Origin of the sequence: Fictibacillus tiangongensis, from assembly GCF_048083785.1 — a bacterium.
Taxonomy (GTDB): domain Bacteria; phylum Bacillota; class Bacilli; order Bacillales; family Fictibacillaceae; genus Fictibacillus.
Window position 1 is genome coordinate 2,027,747 of sequence record NZ_CP182294.1, and the last position, 14,767, is coordinate 2,042,513.

Annotated in this window: 12 protein-coding genes and 1 riboswitch; of the genes, 2 read left to right on the forward strand and 10 right to left on the reverse strand. The window is 39.4% G+C overall.

Going from position 1 to position 14,767, the window contains the following annotated elements; all coding sequences use genetic code 11:
* Window positions 1–80: 80 nt before the first annotated feature.
* A complete protein-coding gene (locus ACNJYY_RS10865) occupies window positions 81–1,340 on the forward strand; it encodes a YeeE/YedE family protein (RefSeq protein ID WP_416731710.1) in 1,260 nt (419 codons plus the stop codon).
* 48 nt (window positions 1,341–1,388) lie between these two features.
* On the opposite strand, the gene ACNJYY_RS10870 is transcribed toward ACNJYY_RS10865, so the two are convergent.
* Window positions 1,389–1,901 (reverse strand): hypothetical protein, encoded by a 513-nt coding sequence (locus ACNJYY_RS10870; protein WP_416731711.1) that lies wholly within the window; start codon window positions 1,899–1,901, stop codon window positions 1,389–1,391.
* Window positions 1,902–2,168: 267 nt separating this feature from the next.
* On the opposite strand from ACNJYY_RS10870, the gene ACNJYY_RS10875 reads away from it, so the two are divergent.
* Window positions 2,169–3,353: a styrene monooxygenase/indole monooxygenase family protein gene (locus ACNJYY_RS10875; protein ID WP_416731712.1), complete on the forward strand. Its 1,185-nt coding sequence runs from the start codon at window positions 2,169–2,171 to the stop codon at window positions 3,351–3,353.
* A gap of 64 nt (window positions 3,354–3,417) precedes the next feature.
* Here ACNJYY_RS10875 and metH read toward each other — a convergent pair whose 3' ends face one another.
* The 9 genes from metH to sat all read right to left on the reverse strand — a co-directional run bounded on the left by metH (window position 3,418) and on the right by sat (window position 14,750).
* On the reverse strand, window positions 3,418–6,870 hold the full coding sequence (metH, locus tag ACNJYY_RS10880) for a methionine synthase (protein ID WP_416731713.1): 3,453 nt from the start codon (window positions 6,868–6,870) through the stop codon (window positions 3,418–3,420).
* A complete protein-coding gene (locus ACNJYY_RS10885) occupies window positions 6,863–8,713 on the reverse strand; it encodes a bifunctional homocysteine S-methyltransferase/methylenetetrahydrofolate reductase (RefSeq protein WP_416731714.1) in 1,851 nt (616 codons plus the stop codon). The genes metH and ACNJYY_RS10885 overlap by 8 nt, the downstream gene beginning before the upstream one ends.
* Window positions 8,714–8,777: 64 nt before the next feature.
* A riboswitch (SAM riboswitch) is annotated at window positions 8,778–8,892 on the reverse strand.
* Window position 8,893: 1 nt separating this feature from the next.
* Window positions 8,894–9,532 (reverse strand): NAD(P)-binding protein, encoded by a 639-nt coding sequence (locus ACNJYY_RS10890; protein ID WP_416731715.1) that lies wholly within the window; start codon window positions 9,530–9,532, stop codon window positions 8,894–8,896.
* A 15-nt stretch (window positions 9,533–9,547) separates the two neighbouring features.
* Entirely contained in the window at window positions 9,548–10,300 is a 753-nt protein-coding gene (locus tag ACNJYY_RS10895; RefSeq protein WP_416731716.1) for a sirohydrochlorin chelatase, read from the reverse strand.
* Window positions 10,301–11,086, reverse strand: a complete 786-nt coding sequence (gene cobA, locus ACNJYY_RS10900; protein ID WP_416731717.1) for a uroporphyrinogen-III C-methyltransferase — start codon at window positions 11,084–11,086, stop codon at window positions 10,301–10,303.
* Between the two features lie 12 nt (window positions 11,087–11,098).
* Window positions 11,099–11,320, reverse strand: coding sequence for a DUF3906 family protein (locus ACNJYY_RS10905; RefSeq protein ID WP_416731718.1), 222 nt, complete (start codon window positions 11,318–11,320; stop codon window positions 11,099–11,101).
* Window positions 11,321–11,335: 15 nt separating this feature from the next.
* Window positions 11,336–12,964: a nitrite/sulfite reductase gene (locus ACNJYY_RS10910; protein ID WP_416731719.1), complete on the reverse strand. Its 1,629-nt coding sequence runs from the start codon at window positions 12,962–12,964 to the stop codon at window positions 11,336–11,338.
* Window positions 12,965–12,988: 24 nt separating this feature from the next.
* On the reverse strand, window positions 12,989–13,588 hold the full coding sequence (gene cysC / locus ACNJYY_RS10915; protein ID WP_416731720.1) for an adenylyl-sulfate kinase: 600 nt from the start codon (window positions 13,586–13,588) through the stop codon (window positions 12,989–12,991).
* Window positions 13,554–14,750: a sulfate adenylyltransferase gene (gene sat / locus ACNJYY_RS10920; protein WP_416731721.1), complete on the reverse strand. Its 1,197-nt coding sequence runs from the start codon at window positions 14,748–14,750 to the stop codon at window positions 13,554–13,556. Before sat ends, cysC begins: the two co-directional genes overlap by 35 nt.
* Between the last annotated feature and the right edge of the window lie 17 nt (window positions 14,751–14,767).

A 14,767-nucleotide genomic window follows, 5' to 3' on the forward strand; every position in this document is an offset into this window, starting at 1 on the left:
TATTCCTTTTCATATTTATGGATTCATAGTATAATGCTATAATTCCGACATAACTCATAGGATTTGGAGGTTTTACAGTTATGGAACAAACAGAACCTTATCTTTCTTCAAATAAACAAGCTGCGTTTCAGCCCACTACTGTTGTTACAAATTTACAGCCTATGCAAAGAGCTTACGTATTTTTGGGAGGACTTGCAGCAGTAATCTTGCTTTTCTTAATAGTTAAAGTTGCTAACTGGACTCAAGGCAGCCTTTTTATTATTGGATTAGCACTAGGTGGAGCTTTACTTTATGCACGCTTTGGCTTTACTTCAGCATTTCGCAGATTGGTCTCAGTAGGTAACGTTCAAGGACTTCAAGCACATATGCTTATGCTTGCAGTTGCATCCGTATTATTTGCTATTATTTTTAGTACTGGTTTTAGTTTTACTGGTGTTGAACCTGCAGGAAATGTATCTCCAGTTGGCATTAGTATCTTAGTTGGTGCCTTTCTTTTTGGTATTGGGATGCAGTTCGGAAACGGGTGCGCGTCAGGAACACTTTACTCTTTAGGTGGCGGATCCTCGTCAATGATTTTAACACTTATCTCATTTATTGGAGGATCTGTTCTTGGCGCTTACCATTTCGCATTTTGGATGGGACTACCGTCTCTTCCGCCACTTTCTTTAAATCAGATTCCAGGTCTTGGCTTTTTCGGCGCTTTAGTTATTCAATTAGGATTATTTGCACTAATTTACTGGATAACCGTTCAAATAGCTAAAAAGAAAAAGCCACCTATGATGAAGCCACTTCCTACTACAGTAGGATGGAAAAAAGTATTTCGTGGTTCTTGGCCATTATTCACCGCAGCAGTTGTTCTTGCCTTATTAAATGCCTTAACGTTAGCTGTTAAAGGTAGTCCATGGGGTATTACATCAGCGTTTGCATTATGGGGCGGTAAAGCTATGATGGCAACAGGTGTAGATGTATCCACTTGGGGTTATTTTGACGGAAAGAATGGCGAAGCTCTTACAAAAAGTGTTCTTACAGATGCAACAAGCGTAATGAACTTTGGTATTATTCTAGGCGCATTTCTTTCAGCTTCTTTTCAAGGAACGTTTAAACCCGGAAAGATCAAACCCGGTATTGCTGGCGCATCCATAATTGGTGGATTATTGATGGGATATGGAGCTCGCTTAGCATTCGGCTGCAACATAGGTGCTTACTTTAGCGGAATAGCATCATTTAGTCTTCACGGCTGGGTATGGGCAGTTATGGCTATGTTAGGTACGTATTTAGCCTTGTTTGTTCGACCCATGTTCGGATTAAAGAATCCTAAATCTACTGATTCAATTTGTTAACAGAAAAAAGCTAAAGGATGAAAAACATCCATTAGCTTTTTTAAAATCTTATTTTTTCTTCAATGATGCCAGATAGTCTATACCAACTAACAATGCATTAGGCAACTCGTCGCTGTATTGCATTAACTGTTTTTTTCGAGATAGATCGAACAATTTGTAATCAATTATCGCAACTTCTCTTTTCATTTCATCTTGAACTAAGGTTTGAGTATCTAGTGGCCTATCGAAATAATAAAATTTTTTGTTCTTATAAGTGATTTCTTTTGTACTACCCAGCTCGAATTTTTTAATATCTGTCAGTGATCCTGCTTTACTTCCATTCTCAAATATAGTCCATTCGTTTTTCACCCAGTGAAAATGTTCTTTGATTAAATACTCATTATCATTTTGTAATACTTTAATATTAACTTCCCAACCAGTTAGAAAAACTTCAGTAATGACGTTTAAGACACTTGGATAGTATCTTTGTATTTCTGCTTCTAACGTTCCATGTTCATCAATGATATTGAAAGTGCTTTTTAAACCTTTTAATAAAGGAAAAGTATACATATATTTCTGCATGATGACTCCCTAGTTTATATGGTTACTAAATAAACAAAACGCATACTATAACAATTTTTAGGTCTTTTTTCCTTTAATTACACTTTTTAACTCTTTATTATATAGGACTTTAAATCACCCGCTTCCCCGCTTTCTTCAACATAAATTCTGTTTATTAATACCTATAAGAAATTAAACAAAAAGTCGCATTTACAAAATTCAAAATCAAAAATAGACTGAGAGCGTTACGAGTTCAATATGTTGTCCAAAAAATAGAAAGAAGGAGCGATGATCTTGAAAAAACAGATTTGTATTGTCGGAAGCGGTACGTCTGGTCTACAGCTCGCTTATGCGCTTAGAGAGGAATTTCAAGTAACGGTTATTCACTCTACTTCTTCAGAAAAGATACGTTCTGGACGAGTTATGTCAACTCAAGTTCATTTCGGACCCACTTCATCTCGTGAAACAAGGTTTAACATGCCAAAATGGGAGGATACCGAACCGTTAAAATGTGTCCGAGTAACGATTGGAAACCAAAAGCTTTTTACCGGTATGCTGCAAGAAGATGCGTTATCTGTAGATCAACGACTGTATTATGCAACTTGTATGGAAGATTTAGCTTCAAAAGGTGTTACGTTTCAAGAACAAAAAGTAGACAATGAAAATGTTGAATCCCTTGTCGATCACTATGACTTGGTTGTTGATTGCACAGGGAAATCCGGCCCGCTATTCTCCTTTCCTGCTATAGAAGAACTTTCACCGTTTGATGTACCTCAACGTAAATGTATAGTAGGTTACTTTACAGGTGTTACACAACACAAGCCTTTAGGGATTAATGTCACGGTCCTCCCTGAAATTGGTGAAATGTTTGAAATTCCTGCAATAACTGAAAAAGGTTCAGTTACCATACTATTTATCATGGCGGCCCCTCATAAAGAACTAGACACGTTTATGACAATTAAAGACTCCACAGCTTTCACGAAACAAATGAAAAAGGCAGTTGAAGAGTTTTTCCCAGATATTCATGAACGATTGAATACGAAAGAATTCTCATTAATTGATGACCGTGCTTTTCTACAGGTCGCCATCAAACCAGTAATTCGCCATCCTTACATGTCATTTAATGATAAGCTCGTCATTGGTTGTGGTGACAGCGTCTTTCTCAATGATCCCATCACTGGGCAAGGTTCGAATCTGTCCTCATACTGTGCAGAGCAATTGTACGAAACACTTGTTGATTTTAAACATGAGAAATGGGACGAAAAACTTGGGTTATCTTACTGGAATCGAATAAAAACGTATGTAGCTGAAGTTACCCAATGGACAAATGCGATGACTCAACCATTGCCGCAGCATGTTATTAATACTTTATTAGAAGGTGTAAGAAATCAAGAACAAGCAGATGCTGTAGCCGAGTGGTTTGCTTTTCCTCCATCTGCTCATAAAGTGTTTTTTCAAACATCTAAAACTTAAAACACCTTTCTTTTTATAAATCCGAATGATGAAAGCACCTGAAACTTCATTCAGGTGCTTTATTTTAACTTAACACATTAAAATATCGCGCTTCTGGATGAGCAAAAACAATAGCTGATACGGATGCTTCAGGCTCCATCATGCATCCATCGGTCAGTTGAATACCAATATCTTCTGGCTGTATCAGTTTAAATAACTTTTGTTGATCTTCTAATTCTGGACAAGCGGGATAGCCGAATGAAAACCTTTGTCCCTGATAACGAGCGGAAAATCGTTCTCTCATTGTAAAATCTACCGAGTCAGGAAAACCCCAGCGATCTCGCATCTGCTGGTGAAGAAGTTCAGCGAAACCTTCTGCCGTTTCTAAAGCTAAAGCTTGAAGTGCATGACTTTCAAGAAATCGTCCTTCTTTCTTATATTCTGCAGCTAGTTCGCGAATACCTGTCCCTGCTGTAACAGAAAAGAATCCAACATAGTCCATCTCCCCGCTTTCTTTTGAGCGTAAATAATCTGCAATACAAAGATAAGGCTCTTTGTTTTGTCTTGGGAAGTCAAACGTTTCAATTACTGTCCTTTGATCAATCGGATCATAGATCAGAATTCGTTCTCCATCACTTTGTGCAGGGAAGAATTGATATAGAGCGGAAGGTTGAATCAAATTCTTTTCTTTCGCCTCTTTTAACAGATGATCAATCAATGATTTAATTTCAAGAGTTCGCTCGTCCTTTTCTTGAAGCAATCTAGTGATTTTGCCTTTTATGCCAAGATGATGTCCGAGCAGCATCTGTAGATTGATATAAGGCTGGATATGTGAGAGTGAGTAGTTTTTCAAAATATGTCTTTCTGTATCGTTTGGAACAAAAACGGGAGCAGATTGTGAAACCTTTGACCGGACTCTAACAGCAGTTGCAACTCCTGCAGAGCTTTCGTTTGTTTCTGAATGCAGTGCTATTGTCTTTTTTCTCTGTGCAAATTCTACAGAAAGTCGATCAAACTCTTCTGGGGTTTGAATTTGATTTGCAATTGAGAGACCTTCCATCGCATCTTTTGCATAAAGAACCATTCCTTCGTATTCCTTCGATATCTTCGTATCTGTGAACTTTCTTGATAATGCAGCACCGCCAACCAAAATGGGTGTTGAAATGTTCGCTTCTTTCATATCGTTTGCCGTTAACACCATCTGTTGAGCAGATTTTACGAGCAATCCAGAAAGTCCGATAATATTTGGTTGTTCTTTTTTGATCGCTTCAATTAAGGTTTGAGACGTTACCTTAATCCCTAGGTCTACCACGTTAAATCCATTATTGCTTAGAATGATATCTACCAGGTTCTTACCGATGTCATGAACATCACCCTTAACTGTAGCAAGTAACACCTTTCCTTTTGAAGCAGATTCATCATTCGTTTCCATGTAAGGTTCTAGATAAGCAACAGATGCTTTCATGACTTCCGCACTTTGAAGGACTTCTGCAACGATTAACTGGTTCTCATTAAAAAGTCTGCCCACTTCTTTCATGCCATCCATTAATGGTCCATTAATGATAGTTAGAGGTGAAGGGTACTGTTTTAAAGCTATCTCTAGATCTGGAATCAACCCTTCTTTTGTACCTTCTAAAATGTAATATTGAAGTCGCTCTTCTAAACTCATATCAAGCAGCTTTGATTTTGTTTCTTTCTTCTTACCTCTATAAAAATCTGTAAAAGTAGATAATGCTTCCTCTGTTGTTCGAAATAATAGATTTTCTGCCATCTCAATTTCTTTCGGTGAAATAGAAGCGAAACGTTCTAGCTTTTCAGTATTTACGATCGCGTAATCAAGTCCCGCTTGTGTGCAATGGTAGAGATACACTGCATTTAATACTTCGCGACCGACCGGTGGCAATCCGAATGATACGTTACTGACTCCTAAAATGGTTAAGCATTGTGGAAAGTGTTCCTTGATCAGGCGAATGCCTTCAACTGTTGCATTCGCTGAGCCAATGTACTGTTCATCACCTGTTCCCACTGGAAAAACGAGCGGATCGAAAATGATGTCTGTCGGCGAGACTCTATATTTTTTTACTAATAGGTCATACGATCTTCTTGCGATTTCTAATTTCCGCTCAGCCGAAACGCCCATTCCAATCTCATCGATCGTTCCAACCACTACCGCTGCTCCGTATTTATGAAGAAGGGGGATCACCTTTTCAAACCGTTCTTCGCCATCTTCTAAGTTAATGGAATTGATGATGGCTTTACCTTGTGAGTACTTTAATGCTAGCTCAATAACATCCTCATCTGTAGAATCGATGACAAATGGAATTTTCACTTTCTTAACCGCTTCTTTCATGAACTCTTCCATATCGCTTAATTCATCCCGGTCAGGATCAGCTAAACAAACGTCGAGAACATGTGCACCGCCTTTTACTTGAGCTCTTGCAATCTCAGCCGCTTCTTCAAATTTCCCCTCAGCAATTAACCGTTTGAATTTTCGTGATCCGATTACATTTGTTCTTTCTCCTACCATAATTGGTCTTAACGTTGGATCATCATAGATAAAGGGTTCGATTCCAGAGACCATATGAGTTTCGTATACTTGCAGGTGACGTGGTGGATAGTTCTTCATAACCTTTGATAGTGCTTCTATATGAGCGGGTGTCGTACCGCAGCAACCACCAACAATGTTTAGCCACCCTTTTTCTGCAAACCCAGATAGTTTAGCAGCCAATGATTCTGGTGTTTCATGATAATTTCCTTCTTCATCAGGAAGCCCTGCGTTTGGATAACAGCTTACTGCTGTTGTAGACAAATTCGACAGGGAACGTATGTGATCTTGCATAAATTCAGGACCTGTCGCACAGTTTAATCCTACTGCAATCGGGTTCATATGTTTCAACGAGATATAAAATGCCTCAATCGACTGACCTGCGAGTGTGGTTCCCATCGGTTCAATCGTTCCTGAAACCATGAGTGGGATTCTTTTTCCCGTTTGTTCAATAGCTTGCTCGATTCCTAAAAAACCAGCTTTTACATTAAGCATATCTTGGCTTGTCTCTAAGAGGAGAAGATCCGCACCTCCGTCAATCAACCCTCGTGCTTGTTCGGCATAAGCATCTCTTAACGCATCAAACGTCGTTCCGCCCGTAACACTGAGGGTTTTTGTAGTCGGTCCGAGTGAGCCCGCAACAAAACGAGGCCACTGTTCTGTTGAAACAGCATCAGCGGCTTTTCTTGCAATTTCTGCTCCAAGCTTATTGATCTCATATGCTCTATGACCTAAGTCGTATTCATCCAGTACAAGATTCGTACCTCCGAATGTATTCGTTTCAACGATATCAGCGCCCGCCTCAAGATATTTATAATGAATGTTTTCTATAACATGTGGTGCCGTTATGTTTAAATATTCATTACAACCGTCATACGCTTCACCGCCAAAATCTTCTGGTGTGAGTTCCGCTTCTTGAAGCATCGTTCCCATCGCACCATCCATGATTAAAATCTTTGATTTCAGCTGTTTTTCTATTGATGACTTAGGCATTCTGTGACCTCCTGGCTAAAAGTGATGGAGAGTTAGCTCGTGCATATTGTGCTAATTCAACGGTTAGTTCGTAACGCATGAATGGTGTGATCAGGTATATTCCGTTAAACAGTTCCATAGCCGTGTCTAATAATGACTTGGCGATCAATAAGCCTTCTTTACATGCCTGTGTTGGATCATCTTTATACTTGCCCATGCGATCACGCACAGAATCAGACAGTTTGATGCCAGGAACTTCATGGTGAAGAAACTCTGCGTTTCGGGAAGAAGTTAACGGCATGATCCCAATATAGATCGGTTTATCAATATGTTTTGTAGCCTCATACGTTTCAAGAAGTCTTTGCTCTGAAAATACAGGCTGACTGATAAAATAATCTGCGCCGTATGCGATTTTCTTCTCTAACCGCTCAACGGCTTTATCGATGGATCGGATGTTAGGGTTAAAAGCCGCCCCGACCGTAAAGGATGTTTTTTCTCCAAGCTCTTTACCTGAAAGTGATAACCCTTCATTAAACTGTTTGATGAGCTTGATAAGTTCAAATGACGTGACATCATAAACAGATGAAGCACCTGGGAAATCTCCTACGCTTGCGGGATCTCCAGTTACAGCTAATATTTCATGAATGCCATGCGTATGAAGCCCCATCAAGTGAGACTGAAGGCCGATTAAGTTTCTGTCACGGCACGTAATATGAACGAGCGGACGAAGGTTAAGTTGGGACTGCACGATTGATCCTAATGCAGAGTTGCAAACACGTGGTGAAGCAAGTGAATTATCAGCGAGGGTAAGTGCGTCGATCCCCGCTTCTTTTAAAGCCTTTGCTCCTTCCATAAAACGCGATGTATCTAATTTACGTGGTGGATCTAATTCAACAATAATCGATTGCTTCTTCTTTACTTCTTCACATAGTGGTACGTATTTAGGTTTTGATGCTGACTGAATGACGAGCTTTCGCTTTCTTTGTTTCACTTCTTTTTCTGTTACAGGCTCTAAGTTTTGAAGTTCATTTGAGAAGGCACGAATATGGGCGGGCGTCGTACCACAACATCCGCCTAATAGACGAACTCCTTGCTGCCTGAACAAATGGGCACATTCTTTAAAATAATCCGCGTCCCCTTCATACTTAAAACGGCCATCTGTATAGGAAGGCAGTGAAGCATTAGGAAACGCTGAAAGAAAAGCCCGTTTTGGTAATGGAACTTCTTCAAGCGTCATCAGCATGTGATACGGCCCAAGACGGCAGTTTAATCCCACAATATCAGCACCAATGTTCTCTAAAGAGGTCAAAGCTTCTGAAATGGGGGTTCGGTCCTGCATAAAGCCGACTTCCTGCAATGACACTTGAGCAATGATCGGAAGTGATGTTTCTTTTCTAGCAATCTCTAAAACGGTTTCTAGTTCTTCTAGGTCATAATAGGTTTCTAATTGGATTCCATCTACATTTTCCATCAATAAACAATACAGCTGCTCACGAAAACTGCGCTTGATCTCATCCAGAGAAATGCTATTTGGTTTAATGCCGCGTATACCACCGATCGTACCTACTACATATTTGTTATGAGCGGCTTTTCTGGCGATTTGAACAGCCGCTTTGTTGATCTCTTTTACGTGATCTTGAAGTCCATAGCGTTCGAGCTTCGAATAGTTCGCCGCATACGTATTGGTTTGAATGATATCAGCACCTGCATCTAAATAAGCGCGATGGATGTTATAGATCTGCTCTTCTTGAGAAAGATTTAACTCTTCATAACAAAAATCAGATCCATACGAATACAGAAGTGTTCCCATCGCACCATCACCGATCAGTATCTTGTTTTGTTCTAAGTCTGTGATTAAACTCATGATAGCCTCCTATATAAAAATAAAAAGCCTTCTATAAAAGAAGACTTTTTTTAGCGTCGGGGTCTTCTTATCTTTACAAGTTCAACAAGTGAACTCGCAGGAATTAGCACCTTTTCAGCTTGCAGCTGCTGGTTGCTGAGGTTTCATAGGGCCGCTCCCTCTACCTCTCTTGATAAGGATTTATTCATTTATTGGTTCATTTACTAACTTGCGATCTATTTTCTTTAATAATTCCTGTTTATACGAGCGTTGTTTTTCTACGTCATATAAAAACGACTGATCTGTTAGCTTTGTTAATAAGTCTTTTCGATATTTTTCCGGATATTCCTTCTTAATGATGGATCTGCATTGGAATAAAAAATCTAAATACGTTTCATAGTCTTCACTGTATTTTTGCTGAAGCTCTTTTTTTATCGATTTAGATAGACTTGGACTAGCTCCAGAGGTGGAAACAGAGAGTATGAGCTTACCTCTTTTTACAACACTAGGTACAATAAAATTGCCAAGGTGCGGTTCATCAACGACATTCACAAGCTGTTTTGGACTTGCTTGTTCTGCAATCCAAGAGTTACTCTCTGTACAATTGGTCGCTGCAACGATTAGAAATGCTTCGACCAAATCTTCAGGTAACACTTTTCTTTCAATCCAAGTCAGCTTTTGTTCAGCATGCCATTCCTGAATCTCCTTAACAACGACTGGACTGATTACAGTTATTTTTGCTTCTTCATGTATTAGATCTTTAATTTTTCTAAAGGCTACCAAACCACCGCCTACTACTACAACCGTTCTACCAGTCAAATTTATGTGAATAGGATACATAGCATTCCTCTCTTCTTAAGAAAATGAATACTTCTTTGTTTCAAGTGTTTCATGTATACGTGTGAGAAGGACGTCTTTAAGAATAGGATGGTAGCCAAGCGTGTCACAAAGAGTTACGTTTTGTGTAGTTTGCTGCTGATAGCGAGTTATCGTATGTTTCATTCCGTTTATTAAGAGTCCTGAAAATAGAAGATAAGGCACAACGATAACTTGCTCATATGATTCGCTGCTGCTCCAGAGTGCTTCCTCAAAGCTAGGTTCTGAACCAGTTAGAAAACAAGCTTGTATGCTAGGGATTCCGTAATGATTTTGAACGTTAGATGCTATTGCTTCTAAGTCCCGTTTTACATCCTGATTGGTGCTGCCTCTGCCTACAAGCAGAATATGTGTATTTCTTCTTAAACTAACTGCGCTTTTGGTAATCTTCTCCCACAACAAATGCGAAATGGCATCATGGACACCGAAGGCACGCCCGTAATTTACATCAACTCCTGGAAATTTATTTTGCAAGTGCTGAAGTTCTTTTGGTATATCTATTTTTATATGGTTTGCACTTAATAAGAACACAGGAATCACAGAGATATTCGTTGCTCCTTTTTGTATACACCTTTCAAATCCTTGAGGGATAGAGGGTTCGGCAAGCTCTAGAAAACAAATCTCTTTAATGGGCAGATCCACTTGTGCCATACAAAGTTTAACAAATTCTTCTGCTTCTATTCGTCCTTTTGCTAGTCTTGTACCGTGACAGATAAAGAGCAATGCCTTCATTTACAAAGCCTCTCTTACGGCAGCAAGCTTACTCGGTTCTTCATGCAGATGTTCAAACCATTTCAGTTCACTGCGAAGACGAACGACTTCACCGACAATGATCATGCTCGGATTCTCAATTTGTTCTTTAACCACGATTTCCTCAATCGTATCCAGTGTACCTGTAACGGTTCGTTGATTCTCTAAGGAACCCCATTGGACGAGAGCAACAGGTGTGTCTTTGCTTTTTCCATTCTTGGTTAGCTGTTTGCAAATATAACCTAGGTTCCCCACTCCCATATAGATTGCTAACGTATCAATACCGTTTGCTAGACTTTCCCACTTCAGTTCATCTTTTTCACCTTTTTTGCGATGACCTGTGACAACCGCATAGCTTGAAGCAATGTTTCGATGCGTAACAGGAATGCCCGCATAAGCTGGTGCAGCAATCCCTGAAGTTATCCCAGGAATCACCTCAAAGGGAATGCGACTTCTTGCAAGTGTTTCTGCTTCTTCTCCTCCTCTTCCAAACACGAAGGGATCACCGCCTTTAAGGCGAGTTACTACTTTCCCTTTTTGAGCGTGTTTAACTAAGAAACTGTTGATCGTTTCTTGCTTCATGAAATGATAGTTTGGGAGTTTACCGCAATAGATTAAGTCACAGTCAGGTTTTGCATAAGAGAGCAGTTCTTTGTTCGCTAATCGATCATATAAAATGACATCCGCTTCTTGTATACAGCGCAGACCTTTTACAGTTATCAGCCCTGGATCACCAGGACCAGCTCCGACTAGATACACTTTTCCCATCATCATCACTCCTCAAGAATTTAATATCGTTTCACGTTCATACAGCACGAAGCCGTTCCCCGTACGAATTCGTTTCTTTTCATAAAGAGAGATCTCATCAACTTCAGGCTGTTTCAAAAAGTACTTCTCGAGCTCGATGTCAACCAACTGAAAAGCCTGTTCATCTGTTGAAGCGGCTATTACAACAGGAATAACCTCTGATTTCGAAATCACTTCAAACCGGTATAAATACATAGCGAGACCTCCATTTTATGAGACTTTTTCTTCTAATTCTTCTGCTATTCGGTCCAACTCTATTTGAAGATTTTCCAACCCGACACGGTCTATATATTCAAAGAAGCTTTCTGATGGAAGTTTCGTTTCTTTGAATGTGGTAAGAAACCGTAATAATACTTCGTCTAGTGAATCCGCATGAAACTTTCCTTTTAGCTTTTCATTAAATTTTCCGCCATCATCTAGTGTGCCTCCTACATATATCTCAAAAGCTTGAACCATCTTCTTCTCTTTCGTTTTTAACAATACACCTTGAAGACCAATATCTGCGATTTGACGCTGTCCGCATGAGTTAGGACAGCCCACCATATGAATGCGAACAGGAACATCTAGTGTTATTTTTTGATCGAGATTCTCTGCGATTTTACGCATCCTTTCTTTCGTTTCAACGAGTGCCAAGTTGCAATACTCGATACCGGTACAAGAAACAGAATGACCAATGAAAGATAGAGGCTGAGTTGTAATGCGTTTGAAGATGCTCTCTTTTAATAGCAACTCGACGTTTTCATGTTTCACATTAGGAATAATTAAGTTTTGAGAATTTACCGTTCGGATTTCACCGTTTCCGTATTTCTTCGCAATTTCAGCAAGCTCTAAAACTTCGTCAGCATGAAGTCTACCAACAGGGACGTTAAAGCCGATATAACTTAAGCCTTCTTGCTTTTGAGGATGAACACCATAGAAGTAACCGCCGTTCCATGTTTTAAGAGCATCTTTTCCTTTAGAATGAAGCGCTCCGGTATATTCTAGAAGCTTTTCTTTAAATTTTTCTGGTCCCCAATCTGCCATCAAAAACTTAAGGCGTGCAAGGTGACGCTTTTCCCGATATCCGTAGTCACGGAAAATGGTAGTAATCGCGATAGAAACGTCTTTAACCTGGTCTGGTTCAATGAACACATCGAGTGGCTGTGCTAAGAAAGGACGAGAAGAAAGACCTCCGCCAATCTTGATATGAAACCCTGGAACTTCCTTTTCTTCAATTACTTTATATGCGGGAGTAAAGGCCACACAGTTGATCTCAGCATGTGCACTGTTGTTTACATTTGAGCTGATCGACATTTTGTATTTTCTTGGCAAGTTCGAGAAATCTTCATTATGCTGAAAGAACTCATATACTTCTTTTACAATTTCAGTGGTATCAAAAAGTTCATGTGGATCGATGCCTGCTATCGGATTGCCCATGATGTTTCGTGTAATGTCTCCGCATGCACCAGCGCTCGATAACCCGACTGATTCTAAACGATGAAAGATATCCGGGATCTGTTCAATCGTCAGCCAGTGAAATTGAATAGCTTGACGTGTTGTGATATCGAATACGTTTCTTCCGTAATCTTTACAAATATGAGCCAATGCTTTTACTTGTTCATAACTTAAAATACCTGATGGAACATTGACCCTCATCATAAAATAACCGTCTTCTTTTGGCCGCTGCAGATAAAGGCCCGCCCACTTGAAACTATCCCATTCTTCTTTTGGAATAGAAGAAAAGCCGTTTTCTGCGTAATGAGGGATATCTTCAAATATTTTCAAGCCGTCTTTCACAAGCTTTTTTTGTTCTGTTTTATTGATCTTCGGATTTTCTGCCCACGTCTTTTCATATGCCATTCTCTCAATCTCCTTTTTATTTAGTTAAATCAGCTTCCTTTTTTTTAAATAATTTAAGATGCTCTCCACACTCTCGGAAACGTTTTGTTCGTTTGTATGTATGGTAAGAGCAGGTGAAACCGGTTCTTCATAAGGTGAATCAATCCCAGTAAAGTCAGAAATCTCACCTTTTCGCGCTTTGCTGTATAAACCTTTTGGATCTCTTTTTTCACATTCGTCAATCGGACATGAAACGAAAATTTCTATGAATTCTTCTTCTGAAATGATTTTCTTCGCCATATCCCGATCTTGTATAAACGGTGAGATAAAAGCTGTAAGTACGACCGTTCCGTTCTCTACAAATAGCTTTGACACTTCAGAAATACGTCGTATGTTTTCACTTCGATCTTTATCTGAGAAAGAAAGATCACGGTTTAATCCATTTCGAATATTATCTCCATCTAACACAAAGTTTCTTATTTCTTGATCAAAAAGCACTTGCGCTAATGCATTGGCAACCGTTGATTTTCCTGATCCTGAAAGTCCTGTAAACCAAAGTACAAAACTAGAATGATTGTTTAGTTTTCGCCTAGCTTCTTTTGTAATCGAACTATCGTGCCAAATTATATTGTGTTGATTGCTCATTTAAATCTCCTATTCTATAATTTTTATCATTTCGATTTAGTCCATTTATTAATACCTCTACTACTTCTCTTCGGCTGAACGTACTTGGTGGAAGTTCTCCATTTCGAAGAAGTTCTCTTACCTTTGTTCCGGATAAGATGACATGTTCTTCCGTTGGGTGTGGACATGTTTTCGAAGAAGCCATTCCTTCACATTTGTTGCAATAAAAGCTATGTTCAAAAAACAAGGTTTGGATACCGATCTCCTCTTCAGTAAACTGTGAAAAGATCTCTTGTGCTTCATACGTCCCGTAATAATTTCCTACTCCAGCATGGTCACGACCTACGATAAAGTGAGAGCAGCCGTAATTTTTTCTGACGATCGCATGAAAGATGGCTTCACGAGGACCTGCATAGCGCATCGCTGCAGGAAATACAGCAAGAAATACGCGTTTTTTAGGATAATAGTTTTTTAGTAGAACATGATAGCTTTCCATTCGAACATCAGCTGGTATATCATCAGACTTTGTTTCACCAACGAGTGGATTTAAGAAGAGACCGTCTACAATTTCAAGTGCAGCTTTTTGAATATATTCATGCGCACGGTGAACGGGATTTCTCGTTTGAAAACCTACAACGGTACTCCAACCTAATTCCTTAAACTGTTTTCTTGTTTCACTAGGATCGAGATGATACTCTTTAAACGATTTTTTCTCAATTCGTTTAACAAGTGTTATCTCGCCGCCTACATAAACAGAACGTCGTTCGAACAGCTTCTTAACTCCAGGATGATTTTGATCGGATGTCTTATAAACACACTCCGCTTCAATTTGTTTTATAGGAGTGTAAACATCACCTACCTTAATAATTCCGTAGGTTACACCATCGTATGTTAAACGAACTTCTTCACCTCTATTAAGTGTTGATGCTGTATCAGAATCTACCGGTAACGTGATAGGTAAGCTCCAAACCGTTCCATCACTAAGCCTTATATCGTGGACAACAGATTGATAATCTTTTTGGTTCAAAAATCCTGTTAATGGACTGTATGCTCCAATCGCAATCAATTCAAGGTCGCTAAGTGCTGTTACATCAAGAATGATTTCTTTTTGAATGTGCTGATAGGGTGTATCAGGCTTGAGTCGATTGATCAGTTGCCCTCCATGTGGTTGAATCGTACTCATAGTGTTTCTCTCCTCCT

What these genes read in the sequence shown, in the direction of transcription:
- ACNJYY_RS10865 (WP_416731710.1), top strand. Translation starts at nt 81, where the DNA reads ATGGAACAAACAGAACCTTATCTTTCTTCAAATAAACAAGCTGCGTTT.
- ACNJYY_RS10870 (WP_416731711.1), bottom strand. Translation starts at nt 1,901, where the DNA reads ATGCAGAAATATATGTATACTTTTCCTTTATTAAAAGGTTTAAAAAGC.
- ACNJYY_RS10875 (WP_416731712.1), top strand. Translation starts at nt 2,169, where the DNA reads ATGATCTTGAAAAAACAGATTTGTATTGTCGGAAGCGGTACGTCTGGT.
- metH (WP_416731713.1), bottom strand. Translation starts at nt 6,870, where the DNA reads ATGCCTAAGTCATCAATAGAAAAACAGCTGAAATCAAAGATTTTAATC.
- ACNJYY_RS10885 (WP_416731714.1), bottom strand. Translation starts at nt 8,713, where the DNA reads ATGAGTTTAATCACAGACTTAGAACAAAACAAGATACTGATCGGTGAT.
- ACNJYY_RS10890 (WP_416731715.1), bottom strand. Translation starts at nt 9,532, where the DNA reads ATGTATCCTATTCACATAAATTTGACTGGTAGAACGGTTGTAGTAGTA.
- ACNJYY_RS10895 (WP_416731716.1), bottom strand. Translation starts at nt 10,300, where the DNA reads ATGAAGGCATTGCTCTTTATCTGTCACGGTACAAGACTAGCAAAAGGA.
- cobA (WP_416731717.1), bottom strand. Translation starts at nt 11,086, where the DNA reads ATGGGAAAAGTGTATCTAGTCGGAGCTGGTCCTGGTGATCCAGGGCTG.
- ACNJYY_RS10905 (WP_416731718.1), bottom strand. Translation starts at nt 11,320, where the DNA reads ATGTATTTATACCGGTTTGAAGTGATTTCGAAATCAGAGGTTATTCCT.
- ACNJYY_RS10910 (WP_416731719.1), bottom strand. Translation starts at nt 12,964, where the DNA reads ATGGCATATGAAAAGACGTGGGCAGAAAATCCGAAGATCAATAAAACA.
- cysC (WP_416731720.1), bottom strand. Translation starts at nt 13,588, where the DNA reads ATGAGCAATCAACACAATATAATTTGGCACGATAGTTCGATTACAAAA.
- sat (WP_416731721.1), bottom strand. Translation starts at nt 14,750, where the DNA reads ATGAGTACGATTCAACCACATGGAGGGCAACTGATCAATCGACTCAAG.